The following is a 14,266-nucleotide window of genomic DNA, read 5'->3' on the forward strand; positions in this document are numbered from 1 at the left end:
GACTCCAATCCCTTCCAATTGCTTGACGGGATCCCACTCAGGAGGAGGATTGCCGATGCCAGTTTCTTCATTCCTCCATTTCATCCCTTTTTTTATCCATACTTTCCGCCATTGCTCATATGAATAGCCTTGATCATCGTCTGTATACCCGAACTCAAAATCACAAGAAGGGCATATCTCGTAAGAACCCCCGCCTGATTCACTTCGAGGAAGTTCATTAAGATTTGGAAACCCACAAACCGGACATGTGTAAATCATGGACTATTTCCCTGAAAATTAAAGGGTTCAACCCCTGGTTGTCGGTCAAAATAGCTTGGACTTGTAGGTTTAAAAAATGTCGCCGTGGTTCCATCGGGGTTAAAGGCACCAAAGCTTTAAGAATCATCCTTGGGTTCAGCCCATCTAAATTTCGTGTAATGGGATAAAATGGGACCCCCCAAATCGTTTTGATACAAAAAAATCAAAACGATTTTATTTCACGCTAATTAATTCAACCCGACTTGAATCTATTTTTGGCAATAATTTGCTTTGTACATCGTGCAAATACCCGCCCTTAATGATCTTATTCCCGTTTGGATCAATATTTTCACCTGAAGTTGTATTATCAAAGTAAAGTTCATTTCCGTTTTTATCAAAAAGTTTATATCCAACTTTTACTAAACAAGTCTTGTTACTCTTGTTTTTTAGTGTAACCTCCCACATTATGAAAACAAGATCCAAGTCTTGGTGTTTGCCTGTATCATCTATTGGAATCCTTTTTGACTTCCATTCATGATCAATTATTTGGATATCAGTTTTCTGACAGTCGGCAGGTATTTCAAAGCTTTTTTTCGGGGACAAATGAACGGAAGATAAACTCTGTTTAATCTTTTCTTCGTATTTCGGAAAAAGTGTTTTTGAAATGCTAAATTGAATACGAATAATGCTTCCGTCAAGAAAAATTTCAGTTACATGCTCAATTAAATTACATTTTCGTGAATTGTCGAAAGTAGTGCAAACTTCTGCCTGAACAGCCGATCGATTATCTATCTTTAACACCCTGGACTCAAAGACTTGATCTCTCGGAGGTTCTGCCAGGCTAGCTACTAATTCACTGAGACGCTTTTCAATTTCCTCAGAAGAGAAATGGTTGGATTGATTTCTACTTTGAAACATTATTAATAAACTTAACTCCGTGGGATCTTTCGTCTCAGATGCCATGAAAACAATAGCCAATCCTGATTTATCTTCATGTCGAATTTGGTCGGTCTGGTTTTTTGAAAGGTCACGAGATTCCTTCCACTCATCTGGAAGATTTATCGAAAAACCATAATCTTCATTTGAATAAATGTTAGCAGGAGCTTTCAAGAAACCGTCACCCATGACTAATTTGTTTGCTCCCGTCAAAAGTAAAAGTATAAGGGCAATAATTATATATATTTTAACCATTTCTAAAATTCCGATAGTATTTTTAGACCTATTTTTACTTTCACTCAGTTTTAAAGATATTACTTTAACTTGTCAAGAAACATTTTTATCGCGTGTGTTAACAAATTGAAAGGGAGTGAAAAACATAAATCTGCCCTGCTAACCGGCCTAAATATGGATTTCTGCCGCCACGTCCAGTTCTTAGGGGGCGGGGGGTGAGGACTTATGGTTTGGATGAAGAGGGAGCGGATTTGGGGAATTCATAAATAATTTCCCCTTTTTTTGCCAGACCCAGCTCTTCTCTCGCCAGGCTTTCGATTTTCTGGGGGTCTGAGCTGAGGGCATCGGTTTGCTGTCTTAGATGGGCATTCTCATTTTTCAATTGATCGATTTCATCTGTCATCTGGTTATAGGCATTTTTCATGGAAATATAATGCGGGAGGTTAACCTCGCCAAAAAGAAACAAAACAATCAGATATCCTAAAACAAACGCCGTGCCCAGGTAGATCATTTTTTTCTTCTTATTCCAGGCCGCCTCCATCTGTTGCCGGGACAGGTTTGGAATCATAAGTTATAAAAAACCCCCTTTCCGTCAAAACGCGCCGATTCCCCTAAATCTTCTTCAATCCTTAAAAGCTGATTATACTTGGCAACACGGTCTGTCCGGGACATTGAGCCGGTCTTGATCTGCCCCGCGTTGGTTGCCACCACCAGGTCTGCAATGGTCGTGTCTTCCGTTTCTCCCGACCGGTGCGAAACAATCGCCGTATATCTTGCTTTTTTAGCCATTTCAATCGCTTCGAGCGTTTCCGTCAAGGTGCCGATCTGATTGAGTTTTATTAAAATCGCATTGCCGATCTCCCCGGCGATACCCTTTTTAAAAATTTCCGGATTGGTCACAAAAATATCATCACCCACCAACTGGACTTTTTTCCCCAGGCGCTCGGTCATGAATTTCCACCCCTTCCAATCTTTTTCAGACAGGCCGTCTTCAATGGAAAGAATCGGATATTGATTAACCAGCGTTTCGTAATACCGGACCATCTCCTCCATCGACTTATCTTTTTTCTCCGCTTTCATTCTGTATTTGCCCTGGTGGAACAATTCGCTGGCGGCAACATCCAGAGCCAGCCCCACCTCTTTTCCCGGCTTATACCCGGCTTCACCGATACTCTCCATGATCAGCTCAATCGCTTCGGCATTGGAATTTAAATCCGGCGCGAAGCCTCCTTCGTCTCCGATTCCCGTGGAGAAACCTTTTCTCTTTAAGATTTCCTTGAGTTGATGAAATACCTCTGCCCCCATCTGGACCGCTTCAGCCAGTGAAGCGGCCCCCACCGGCATGATCATAAACTCCTGAATGTCGAGGTTATTATCGGCATGCGCCCCGCCGTTTAAGATATTCATCATCGGCACCGGCATGAGTCTCGCCCCTGCCCCGCCGATATAACGGTATAGAGGAAGGCCCGATTCCATTGCGGCTGCTTTGGCCACGCCAAGAGATACCCCCAGAATAGCGTTCGCGCCCAGCTTGCTCTTGTTATGGGTGCCATCCAGTTCAATCATCAATTCATCGACAAAGGTCTGATCCCTGGCTTCGATCCCGATGAGTTCGGGACCAATGACCTCATTGATATTGATCACTGCTTTCAAAACACCTTTTCCTCTAAACCGGTTTTTGTTTTTATCGCGGAGTTCCACGGCTTCCCGTTCTCCGGTCGAGGCGCCGGAAGGAACAGAAGCGCGTCCCGTCATGCCGCTTTCCAGCGTCACTTCAACTTCAATCGTCGGATTACCGCGCGAATCAATAATTTCTCTGCCAAACACATAGACAATATCACTCATGATAACAGTCCTTTCCCGAATATTTTTCCAGAAGCCTACAGATCCTTCCTGATTTCCCCTGCGAACTCCCACCCATCCTGATGCCTGTGGCACCGGGAGCACTCTTTTCCTTCTATCTTGAAGGGTCGATGGGCTTTAGCCGTTCTGGATAATTGTAAACGATGACATTTCAAACAAAACTCTTTAGGCACTTTGGCGATAAAGGGTCCCTTTAATTCCTTCTCACTCAGGGCAAAATGTTCGATCAACTGACCGAATCCGCGAAGTTCCGCTTCAATCACCCCGGTCACCCCCGCTCCTGAATGACAATCCATACAACTCAAATGGGAATGACTGGCCCCGGAAGAAATCCAACCGTCATGTGGACGGTTCATTTCATGGCAGGAATTGCAAAATGACGGATGATTTTCCAGAACCCTCCCGCCGGTGACGACCCCCGCCAGTAAACCGAAAAAGACGATAAAACCGATGAGGAGCCGCGCCATTAAGGATTTTTTAATCTCTTAAGCAATAGTTCATTAACCTTTCCTGGATTGGCTTTTCCGGAAGAAATTTTCATCACCTGCCCCACAAAAAAACCCAATAGCCTTTCTTTGCCGCTCCTGTATTGTTCGACGCTTTCGGGATTCGCGTTTAACACCTGATCCACAAAAGAAAGAATGGCCTCATCATCGCTGACTTGAAGCAATCCCTTTTCCTCCACGATGGTTCGGGCATCCTTTTTTGTTCTCAACATCTCCTCAAAAACCGTTTTCGCGATTTTTCCACTGATTACCCCCTTATCAATGAGCTCAATCATACCGGTCAACTGCCGGGGTGAAATCGGTATTTCCTCCTCATTAAGAAGGTCGCCCATGATCCAGTTGCTTATTGCTTTTGGCCGGTGATAAAGGGACGCGCACTCCTCAAAATAAAAGGCAATTTTTTTATTCTGAGTTAAAACGGATGCGTCATAAGGAGGGATCTGATAATCTTTAATAAACCGCTCTTTTTTGGCGTCCGGAAGTTCAGGGAGCGTCTTTTGAATCTCTTCAACCCAATCGGAATGGATTTTAACCGGAACCAGATCCGGCTCCGGAAAATAGCGGTAATCATGAGCCGATTCCTTCGAACGCATTGAGACCGTTATTCCCTTCTGGGTATCCCAGAGGCGGGTTTCCTGAATAATCCTGCCCCCTTCTTCCAAAACCATTTCCTGCCGTTTAATTTCATAATCAATCGCCTTCTGAATAAAACGGAATGAGTTAATGTTTTTCAGCTCGGTTCGGGTGCCGAATTTCTCCTGTCCCACCGGCCGAATCGACACATTGGCATCACACCTGAAACTCCCCTCTTCGAGATTTCCATCGTTAACTTCAAGATACACCAGAATGTTCCTTAGTTTTTTTAAATAAGCGACCGCCTCTTCGGAAGACCGGATATCGGGTTCGCTGACAATTTCCATGAGGGGAACCCCTGTCCGGTTGAGATCAATGTAACTGGCGTCTTCAATCCCTTCGTGAAGATTTTTCCCGGCGTCTTCTTCCAGGTGAATTCGTGTTAACCTTATCCTTTTCTCCACACCGTCGACCTGAATATCAATGTGCCCATGTTCAGCAAGGGGCAGCTCATATTGCGAAATCTGATACCCTTTGGGCAGGTCCGGGTAAAAATAATTTTTTCTCGCAAAACGGTTTAGGGGAGAAATCGTACAATGGGTCGCAAGGGCGGTTCTCATCGCAAATTCAACCACTTTTTTATTGAGAACAGGGAGAACGCCCGGCATTCCCAGACAAACAGGACAGGTTTGTGAATTCGGTTTGCTTCCAAAAGAGGTGCTGCACCCGCAAAAAATTTTCGAATGGGTCAGCATTTGCGCGTGGACTTCTAAACCAATGACAGCTTCATACTTCATAAATTCCCTCCTGATACATTGATAACGGGTCATATGCAGCGTTCTCGCCTGTCGGTCTCCTCCAACGTACCGACCACGTACGCCTTCGTCGCCCTCGAGGCTGCGGCTTGTGACCTACCTTGAAAAACTATGATGATGGAAATCCCGGAAGGGACCTCTAACCCGTTCTCAATGTTCAGTTTTTCTTTTCCCAATTTACAGGTTCGGTTTTTTATTATGAATTCCTGATGCCTGTTCAAACGCATAGGCCATGTTTAGCAGAGTCGACTCTTCAAAATAACGTCCCATAATCTGCACGCCGATAGGAAGACCTTCCTTCGAAAAACCGCAGGGAAGGGAAAGAGCCGGAATTCCGGCCAGATTGGCTGAAATGGTGAAAATATCCGACAGGTACATTTGAAGAGGGTCATGGACCTTTTCCCCAATTTTAAACGCGGGAGTGGGTGTTGTGGGCGTCACAATGGCGTCGACCTTTTTAAAGGCCTCTTTAAAATCTTGAATAAAGAGGGTTCGAACCTGTTGGGCCTTTTTATAATAGGCATCATAATAGCCTGAGCTTAGGGCATAGGTGCCGAGCATGATTCTCCGTTTAACTTCCGGTCCAAACCCTTCGGCCCTGGTCTTCTCGTACATTTCGTTTAAATTTTTCCCGTCTGAAGCCCGAAAGCCATACTTCACCCCGTCATATCGCTCTAAATTGGAACTGGCCTCGGCTGTCGCCAGAATATAATAGGTCGCGACCGCATAAGCGGTATGAGGAAGGGTGATTTCATAAACCTCGGCGCCAAGGTCTTTCCATTTATTCACCGCGCCCATTACCGATTTTTCAATTTCCGGGTCGATCCCCTTAATGAAATACTCTTTTGGAATCCCGATTTTTAATCCTTTAACCTCAGGGTGAAGAGACCCCAGGTAATCTTCAGACGGTCTGGCGGAGGAGGTGGAATCCCTCAAATCATGGCCGCTGATTTCATTTAACAAAATGGCCGCATCTGTTACGTCTTTGGCGATCGGACCGATTTGATCAAGCGAAGAAGCGAAGGCCACCAGCCCATATCGCGAGACCAACCCGTAGGTAGGCTTCAAACCCACTACACCACAGCAGGCAGCGGGTTGGCGGATCGATCCGCCCGTATCCGATCCCAGCGCTCCCATACACTCGTCTGCGGCTACCGCCGCCGCTGATCCCCCGCTGGAACCGCCTGGAATTCGATCTAAATCCCAGGGATTGCGGGTTTTCTTAAAGGCGGAATTTTCGGTAGAAGACCCCATCGCAAATTCATCCATGTTGGTTTTCCCGACAAATACCGCCTCGGCTTCTTTTAGTTTTTCGACAACCGCCGCATCATACGGAGGAATAAAATTTTCAAGTATTCTGGAAGAACAGGTCGTTGGAACCCCTTGAAAACAGATATTATCTTTTAAACCAACGGGAATTCCCGTCAGGGGCGATTTAAACATTCCCCGGCTGATCTTCTGGTCGAGCATTTCGCCTTCTTTTAAAGAAGATTCCTTTTGAACCTGATTGAATGCGGCGATTTTAGGCTCAACCTGATCGATTCGTGAAAGAACAGATTCAACCAGCTCCCTGGAAGTGATTTCTTTTTTTCGGAGTAACTGATGGGCCTGGTGAATCGTTAATGCATAAAGTTTCATGGTTTTTTGTCGTTGCTTTCTCGCTTTTCGGGCCTTTGATCCACCTTCAAAATCAAGGCACCGGAAGTCCCGGAGAGAACTCCCAATCTCCTCTCGATGGCTGGTGTATCAGGAGACGATTTGGTTTTTATCATCGACTTTGACGATAATGGGTTTATGGCCCTTCAATTCTATTTCGTTGTAGAGTTCGTAGCAGAAAATGATAATTTTATCCCCCACCATGCCTTTTCGGGCCGTCGGTCCATTTAAACAGACCGTTCCCGACCCTCGTTGTCCGGGAATAATATAAGTCTCAAAGCGCTCTCCATTATTGAGATTAGAGATCATCACCTGTTCATAGGGGAGCATCCCGGCGGCATCGACCAAACTTTGATCAATCGTGATACTCCCCTCATAGTCAATTTCAGATTGGGTAACGACAGCACGGTGGATCTTGCTGCGGAGCATGGGTCTTAACAAGATTGTTTCCTTTCCATAATACTCAGGGGCCCATCCGGTTTCACTTCGTGAAATCCTCTGATGCCCCCGAACCCCTCGCTCGGCCTGGTAAAGCCAGAGCCTCGTTTATCCGTTATACTCAGGGGGTCCTTACCGTTTATTCAATAACTTTTGGAACTTTAAAAAACCCTTTTTCCTGTTGAGGGGCGTTTTGCAGGGCTATTTCAACAGGTAAAGAGGATTGAACCTTATCTTCCCGAAAAACATTTTCAAGACCACCAGCATGAGAAGTGGGTTCAATTCCCTCGGTTTTCAGCTCATTTAACTGGTCGACATACATTAAGATTTTTTCCAGTTGGAGGGAAAATTTCTCCTTTTCTTCATCTGAAATACTTAATTTGGCCAGTTTGGCGACGTGGCCGACCTGTTCTTTTGTAATCTTCATACCTTGCCTTCCTGGCCGTCTACTTAGAATTTCAGGCTCTTGATAAACCTCTATAAAAATTTGAGATTCGCATATTTTAAAGCCATTTTTTTTGTCCCGGAAGACTCAAAACGAATGGTCATCCTGAGGTCATCTCCCTCTCCATCGCTGGAAAGAATAACCCCCCTCCCCCATAAGGGATGCACGACCGACTGATTAACACGCCTATGATGGGGGCTCGCGTCGCCCCCTCCCTCCGAGCTTGCTTTGGGAGATGTCCCACAACGGACATATGGTTTTTCTGGAGCCTCCCCCTCTCGCTCGCCTTGCTCGCCAGGTAAATACCCACGTTGAAATCTTTTTTCAATAATTTTTTCTCGATAAACCGGCGTTTTGGGAGGTTTTTCTCTATTTAACTCTTTTTTCTGAACAAATTCAACCGGAATATCTTCAATAAAACGCGATGGAGAATTAAATTGAACTGACCCGTACATTCGGCGGTTTTTTGCGCTGGTTAAGATAAGTTTTTCTCTGGCACGGGTCATTCCGACGTAACATAACCTTCGTTCTTCTTCCATTTCAAGATGATCCACAAGAGCCCGGCTATGAGGAAACAATCCCTCCTCCATACCAGGCATAAATACCACAGGAAATTCAAGACCTTTGGCGCTATGAAGCGTCATCAGCCTGACTCTTCCTCTCGTTTTTTCATCGGCCACATCCGAAAAAAGCGCCACATGGTCTAAAAAAGAGGGTAAATCTGAAGAATTGTTCTTTTCCTGGAATTCCGTCACTGACGAGAAAAACTCATAAATATTTTCTATTTTTTCAGCGGCTTTTTCTTTTTTGATCTCTTCGATGTAGTGGGTACGACTGAGAATGAGCTGAACCAGGTCCAGGATGCTGGTAGAGACCGCTTTTTGAGCCATTTCATTAATCAGGGTCGTAAAGGAACGCACGGCCTTTTCGGCGCTCACCCCTAACAGGCCGGTTCCCTGGATTTTTTCCAATCCATCAAACAGCTTACAGCCGTTTTTTTCAGAAAATTGAACCGCCTTTTCGATCGTCTGGGCGCCAATGCCTCTTACCGGAACATTGATAATCCTTTTTAAATTCACTTCATCAACCGGGTCCACAATGACCCGGAGATAAGCCAGAATATCTTTAATCTCTTTCCGTTCAAAAAAACGCGTCCCTCCGACGATCACATAAGGGACCCCGCGTTTTTGAAACGACTCCTCCAGGGCTCTCGATTGAATGTGCGTTCGGTATAAAATGGCAAACCTTTGAAAAGAAGCCTCGCTTTTATTTTCGGCGCCCGCCAAAATCATCTGGGAGATTAAATCAGCCTCCCCTTCATCACTTTCGACCCGGCAGACTTCAATCGCCTCTCCCCGCTGGTTGTTTGTCCAGAGCTGTTTTCCTTTCCTCTGATCATTTCTTTCAATCACTTTATTCGCGGCATTTAAAATCGTTTTTGTCGATCGGTAATTTTGTTCCAGCTTAATGACCCGGGTATCATGATAGTCGTTTTCAAAGCGTAAAATATTTTTAATATCCGCGCCCCTGAAGCCATAAATGCTCTGGTCGTCATCCCCCACACAGCAAATGTTCCTGTGCTCTTTGCACAAAAGGGAAATGAGTTGATACTGGGCAAAATTGGTGTCCTGGTACTCATCCACCATCATGTATGAAAACTGGTTCTGGTACCGCTTCAAGACCTCCGGATGTTTTTTAAAAATCTGAATTAAAACCATGAGAAGGTCGTCAAAATCAAGCGCTTTTTGTTTCCTTAACTTATCGCGGTATAAAGGGTACACCCGGGCAATTTTTTCTTGAAGGCCAAAACTCTGGGCCTTTTCCGAAAACTGTTCAGGCGTCATCAACAGGTTTTTTAATTCGCTGATTCTTGCGGCAATGGTTTTAACGGGGTAAAGTTCCTCGTTAAAATTAAGTTCCCGGACACATTCTCTGAGGAGGGCCAGCTGGTCGCCCTTGTCATAAATCATAAAATTCCGGGGGATACCAAAAAGATCAATTTCGGACCGGAGGATTTTAACTGCCGCTGAGTGAAAGGTGTGTACCCAGGGAGGGTCCGCAAAGCCGGTCATTTCACGTACCCGGATTTTCATTTCCTCCGCCGCCTTGTTGGTGAAAGTCACACACAGAATATTCGCGGGGGAGATCCCTAACGCCTTCACAAAATAGGAAAAACGGCTGGTAATGACTTTTGTCTTTCCGCTCCCGGCGCCCGCGAGAATTAAAAGAGGACCCTCTTGATGACGGACAGCTTCGAGTTGCTGCGGGTTTAAATCTTTAAGAAAATCCAGATTATTCAACCGTTACGCTCTTGGCCAGGTTTCTCGGTTGATCGACGTCGCTTCCGCATAAAACCGCGATATGATAGGCGAGGAGCTGAAGGGGGATACTCATGACAATTGGATTAAACAGGGGATCGGTCTCGGGAACCCTTAAAAGGTAGTCTACCTTTTCGAGAAGCTCATCATCCTGGGCATTGGTAATCGCAATCACAATCCCGTTTCTCGCTTTGATTTCCATAATACTGTTAAACACCTTGCTATAAACCGAATCCTTTGGAATTAAAACCACGACGGGCAGGTGTTCATCGATAAGCGCAATGGGGCCATGCTTCATTTCGCCTGCAGGATACCCTTCCGCATGAATATAAGAAATTTCTTTTAATTTCAGGGCCCCTTCCAGGGCGATCGGATAATTTATTCCCCGTCCAAGGAAAAGAAAGTCTCTGGATTTAAAAAAGGTCTTGCTGATTTCAATGGTTTCATTTTCCCTGGCTAACACCTCGTCGATAATACGAGGAAGATTGACCAGGCCCCTCAGGTAATCAGAAACCTGGTCAGGCGTGAGTCTGGCCCGAAGCTGTCCCAAAGACAATGCAAATAAAAAAAGGACCGTTAGCTGGGTGGTAAAGGCCTTGGTCGACGCAACCCCGATTTCAGGCCCTGCATAGGTATAAATCACTCCGTCCGCCTCCCTTGCCATGGTACTCCCGACAACATTACAAACCGCAAGGGTCTTCATCTTTTTATTTTTGGCTTCCATCATCCCGGCAAGGGTATCGGCGGTTTCTCCGGATTGGGAGATCGCAATCAGCAGATCGGATGGGGATAAAATCGGATCACGATAACGGAATTCCGAAGCGATATCCACCTCTACCGGAACCCTGGCAAGCTGTTCAATAAGAAACTTCCCCACCAGCGCGGCATGCCATGACGTTCCACAGGCCACCATGTGTATTTTTGAAATATTTTTGAGAAAGGGTTCGGATAGCCCGATTTCATGAAAATTAACCGCGGGTTCGGCAAGAGAAATACGGCCTCTCAGGGTATCTGCAATCGCCTGGGGCTGTTCAAAAATTTCTTTTAGCATGAAATGTTTATAACCCCCTTTTTCAGCCATGACAGGACTCCAGTCGACGGTGACAGGATTTTTAACTTTTCGATGCCCTTCAAAATCTTTAATTTCAACCCCTTTGGACGTTAAGACCGCCATCTCGCCGTCGTCCAAAAAAATGTAATTCCGGGTGTGGCTGAGTGTGGCGGGAATATCTGAAGCGACAAAATACTCCCCTCTTCCCATTCCAATGACCAGGGGACAGCCATTCCGAACCGCTATCAGTTGATCGGGATATTCTTCGGAAAGAATCACTAAAGCGTAGGCGCCTTTGATTTCCTTAAGAACACTTTGAACCGCATTTTCCAGACTTTTACCTCCCCGCGTCTCCCGGTCGATGAGATGAGCGACAATTTCTGTGTCCGTTTCCGATTTAATCACGGACCCTTTTTGAGTCAGCTCCTTTTTTAACTGGAGGAAGTTTTCGATAATTCCATTATGAACCAGAACAGTATGACCCACGCGATGGGGATGAGCATTCACCTCAGAAGGACGTCCATGGGTCGCCCAGCGGGTATGGCCGATCCCAATGCGGCTGGCAGTGTCTTTTTTCGAAAGAAGAGCTTCTAAATTGGCTAATTTCCCGACTGAGCGGTTTAACACAAGCCGACCATGATGGATAAAGGCCACGCCTGCCGAATCATACCCCCGGTATTCGAGCCTTTTTAATCCCTCCATTAAAACAGGAACGGCTTCTTGCTGGCCCACGTAACCGATAATCCCGCACATTAATTTATCTCTCTTTTTTTATTTTTATTTTTTTCCGGGAAACCCAGCCTTTTTTGATAATTTGAGGCGCCCGGCTAAGCGATAGGCTTTCTTTGGGTATATTTTCGACAATGGTCGATCCCGCGCCAATGACGCTTCCGCTTTCCACCGTGACCGGCGCAATAAATTGCGTGTCACTTCCCACGAAAACATCATCTCCAATCACCGTTTGATGCTTACCGACTCCGTCATAATTACAGGTAATGGTTCCCGCCCCTATATTGACACGTTTGCCAATCACCGAATCTCCCAGATAGGATAAATGATTGGCCTTTGATTCTTCTCCGATTTCGGTTTTTTTAATTTCAACAAAATTTCCGATGTGCGCTTTTTTACGGATAATGGAACCGGGCCGTAAATGGGCAAAAGGACCGATCACCACGGCTTCCTCGAGAATGCTGTCGGTAATGACACAAAATTCCTTGATCAAGACGGAGTTTTGAATCCTGGAATTGGAAATAATGACGTTAGAATGAAGCGTGCATTCCTCCCCTATCCTGCTCCCCTTTTTAATATAAACACCCGGATAAATTACCGTATCTTTCCCGATGATCACTCCTTCTTCGATGTAGGTATGGTGCGGGTCGATCAAGGTCACTCCGGCTTTCATCCATTTTTCCGCGGCCCGTTTTCGGAGGAGGGCTTCCGCGCTGGATAAGTCCACGCGATTATTAATCCCCATGACCTCTTCAGGCTGACCGACATGAACGGTTTCCACGGCCTTTTTGTTTTTGACGGCGGAAGCGACAATATCGGTAAGATAAATTTCATCCTGGACGTTTTTTGAAGAAAATTCCTTAAGCGCCTTAAAGGCAAACCGGGAGTTCATCAAATAAATTCCGGTGTTGACTTCTGCGATTTTTCTCTGAAGAGGCGTCGCGTCCCTCTCTTCAACAATTTTTTGAATCTTTCCCCGGCGATCCCTGATAATCCGGCCATATCCTTCGGGATGTTCGAGCCCGGCCGTTAATAAAGATAGCGTGGCGCTTTTTTCCTGATGGTTCCGAATCAGCGAGAGCAAGGTCTCATGAGAAATAAACGGGGTGTCCCCATTTAAGACCAGAATGGTCTTGTCTTGATTAACAAAAAGTTTTTCAGCCTGCGCAAGGGCATGACCCGTCCCTAACTGTTTTTCTTGATAAACAAACTGCGCCTCTGGAAAGTCCTTCATAACGACTTCTTTAACTTTTTCGTTCTGACGCCCCAGGACCAAAATGATTCGCTCGATGGAAACAGGTTTGATCCGGTCAAGCAAATGGAGAATCATCGGACGCCCTCCGATAGGATGAAGGACCTTTATCCGCTTTGATTTCATCCGGGTTCCCAAACCGGCCGACAGAATGACGGCGTCAATCGGTTTCATAAGAGTTTTCTCGTCTCCGAGCCCTCAGGACCCCCGGGTTTCCCTTTTCTGGAAGGGGGATTATAGGTGCCGGTCGAGATCACCATTTTCATTCCTTCTTCAACCGTCATCGAAAGAGGTTTGACCTCCTTTTCGGAAATCAACAACATATAACCGCCTGTCGGATTCGGGGTTGTGGGAACATAAACATTCACCAAACGCTCACCGGCAATGGAGAGGATCTCCTCATTGGGAATGCCGGTTGTAAACGCCACCGTATAGCAACCTTTCCGGGGAAATTCCACCAAAACCACCCGGCTTAATTTTTCCTTATTTTGGCTGGAAAAGGTGTCGACAATCGCTTTAACCAATGAATAAACATTCCGGACCAGTGGAACTTTATTGAGGAAATCCTCCCAAACTTGAATTAACTTTCGCCCAAAAATATTGGCGACCAGGAGTCCGGTTAAAAAGATTAAAATGAGAAGGGAAATAATCCCGAAACCGGGAACATAAAAATTAAACTTTCTTTGCAAAAAACTTCCAAAAACACCGTCTAAAGAGGTAAATAAGGTTCTCAGGATCAGGTACGTTCCCCACATGGGGGTAATCACAATAAGACCGGTAATGAAATAATTTCTCAAAATAGGACCAAGCTTTGACAAGGAAGTTCCCCTATATTCAAAAATAAAACACAGATTGGAGTTGAAAAAAATAATACTCTATTTGTTAAAACCCGCGCAAGCATTTTAAATCTGACAACGATTAAAATTAGCCCATGAGATAGGATTTGTAACTCCTTGTTTTGCCTGTCATCGCGAGCGCCCACAGGGTGCGTGGCGATCTCGGTTCACGATGGCAAGATTGCTTCGCTTCGCTCGCAATGACAACTTTCTATCTCTGTTCTTAGGGGGTGTGAGACAAATTTATGGGTAAACTTCTCACCCCGTCGCCCGATTTCCCCAAAACTCCTCCCACCGGCCACTGATCTGGCAGCAACGCAGGGCGATAATTGCGTTGGCGCCTCTGACGGTCCATCTCATTCCCGACTGTTTAAGCC

The 14,266-nt window shown here is 45.6% G+C and carries 12 protein-coding genes; all 12 read right to left on the minus strand.

The genetic code is table 11. From position 1 onward, the window contains the following. Positions 1 to 471: 471 nt before the first annotated feature. The 12 genes from HYR79_12235 to HYR79_12290 all read right to left on the minus strand — a co-directional run bounded on the left by HYR79_12235 (position 472) and on the right by HYR79_12290 (position 13,871). Positions 472 to 1,428 (minus strand): hypothetical protein, encoded by a 957-nt coding sequence (locus HYR79_12235; GenBank protein ID MBI1822467.1) that lies wholly within the window; start codon positions 1,426 to 1,428, stop codon positions 472 to 474. A 202-nt stretch (positions 1,429 to 1,630) separates the two neighbouring features. Further along, the gene (locus tag HYR79_12240) at positions 1,631 to 1,975 is read right to left on the minus strand and encodes a septum formation initiator family protein (GenBank protein ID MBI1822468.1); all 345 of its coding nucleotides are present in this window, start codon (positions 1,973 to 1,975) and stop codon (positions 1,631 to 1,633) included. Then, positions 1,972 to 3,252 (minus strand): phosphopyruvate hydratase, encoded by a 1,281-nt coding sequence (eno, locus tag HYR79_12245; protein ID MBI1822469.1) that lies wholly within the window; start codon positions 3,250 to 3,252, stop codon positions 1,972 to 1,974. The genes HYR79_12240 and eno overlap by 4 nt, the downstream gene beginning before the upstream one ends. A gap of 35 nt (positions 3,253 to 3,287) precedes the next feature. Continuing rightward, the gene (locus tag HYR79_12250) at positions 3,288 to 3,737 is read right to left on the minus strand and encodes a NapC/NirT family cytochrome c (GenBank protein MBI1822470.1); all 450 of its coding nucleotides are present in this window, start codon (positions 3,735 to 3,737) and stop codon (positions 3,288 to 3,290) included. Continuing rightward, entirely contained in the window at positions 3,737 to 5,179 is a 1,443-nt protein-coding gene (gene gatB / locus HYR79_12255; protein ID MBI1822471.1) for an Asp-tRNA(Asn)/Glu-tRNA(Gln) amidotransferase subunit GatB, read from the minus strand. Before gatB ends, HYR79_12250 begins: the two co-directional genes overlap by 1 nt. A gap of 162 nt (positions 5,180 to 5,341) precedes the next feature. Further along, a complete protein-coding gene (gene gatA, locus HYR79_12260) occupies positions 5,342 to 6,802 on the minus strand; it encodes an Asp-tRNA(Asn)/Glu-tRNA(Gln) amidotransferase subunit GatA (GenBank protein ID MBI1822472.1) in 1,461 nt (486 codons plus the stop codon). 108 nt (positions 6,803 to 6,910) lie between these two features. Beyond that, positions 6,911 to 7,261 carry an aspartate 1-decarboxylase gene (locus tag HYR79_12265; GenBank protein MBI1822473.1) on the minus strand — a complete coding sequence of 117 codons (351 nt, stop codon included), beginning with the start codon at positions 7,259 to 7,261 and terminating at the stop codon, positions 6,911 to 6,913. A 136-nt stretch (positions 7,262 to 7,397) separates the two neighbouring features. Further along, positions 7,398 to 7,685, minus strand: a complete 288-nt coding sequence (gene gatC, locus HYR79_12270) for an Asp-tRNA(Asn)/Glu-tRNA(Gln) amidotransferase subunit GatC (protein MBI1822474.1) — start codon at positions 7,683 to 7,685, stop codon at positions 7,398 to 7,400. A gap of 50 nt (positions 7,686 to 7,735) precedes the next feature. Further along, a complete protein-coding gene (locus HYR79_12275) occupies positions 7,736 to 10,003 on the minus strand; it encodes a UvrD-helicase domain-containing protein (protein ID MBI1822475.1) in 2,268 nt (755 codons plus the stop codon). Then, positions 9,996 to 11,825, minus strand: coding sequence for a glutamine--fructose-6-phosphate transaminase (isomerizing) (gene glmS, locus HYR79_12280; GenBank protein MBI1822476.1), 1,830 nt, complete (start codon positions 11,823 to 11,825; stop codon positions 9,996 to 9,998). The genes HYR79_12275 and glmS overlap by 8 nt, the downstream gene beginning before the upstream one ends. 4 nt (positions 11,826 to 11,829) lie before the next feature. Next, a complete protein-coding gene (glmU, locus tag HYR79_12285; GenBank protein ID MBI1822477.1) occupies positions 11,830 to 13,227 on the minus strand; it encodes a bifunctional UDP-N-acetylglucosamine diphosphorylase/glucosamine-1-phosphate N-acetyltransferase GlmU in 1,398 nt (465 codons plus the stop codon). Next, positions 13,224 to 13,871 (minus strand): DUF502 domain-containing protein, encoded by a 648-nt coding sequence (locus tag HYR79_12290; GenBank protein MBI1822478.1) that lies wholly within the window; start codon positions 13,869 to 13,871, stop codon positions 13,224 to 13,226. Before HYR79_12290 ends, glmU begins: the two co-directional genes overlap by 4 nt. Between the last annotated feature and the right edge of the window lie 395 nt (positions 13,872 to 14,266).

The organism is Nitrospirota bacterium, assembly GCA_016178585.1.
Classification (GTDB): Bacteria; Nitrospirota; Nitrospiria; order JACQBW01; family JACQBW01; genus JACOTA01.

Coding starts and splice junctions, on each gene's coding strand:
- eno (MBI1822469.1), bottom strand. CDS start 3,252: ATGAGTGATATTGTCTATGTGTTTGGCAGAGAAATTATTGATTCGCGC.
- HYR79_12235 (MBI1822467.1), bottom strand. CDS start 1,428: ATGGTTAAAATATATATAATTATTGCCCTTATACTTTTACTTTTGACG.
- HYR79_12240 (MBI1822468.1), bottom strand. CDS start 1,975: ATGATTCCAAACCTGTCCCGGCAACAGATGGAGGCGGCCTGGAATAAG.
- gatC (MBI1822474.1), bottom strand. CDS start 7,685: ATGAAGATTACAAAAGAACAGGTCGGCCACGTCGCCAAACTGGCCAAA.
- glmU (MBI1822477.1), bottom strand. CDS start 13,227: ATGAAACCGATTGACGCCGTCATTCTGTCGGCCGGTTTGGGAACCCGG.
- gatB (MBI1822471.1), bottom strand. CDS start 5,179: ATGACCCGTTATCAATGTATCAGGAGGGAATTTATGAAGTATGAAGCT.
- HYR79_12250 (MBI1822470.1), bottom strand. CDS start 3,737: ATGGCGCGGCTCCTCATCGGTTTTATCGTCTTTTTCGGTTTACTGGCG.
- glmS (MBI1822476.1), bottom strand. CDS start 11,825: ATGTGCGGGATTATCGGTTACGTGGGCCAGCAAGAAGCCGTTCCTGTT.
- gatA (MBI1822472.1), bottom strand. CDS start 6,802: ATGAAACTTTATGCATTAACGATTCACCAGGCCCATCAGTTACTCCGA.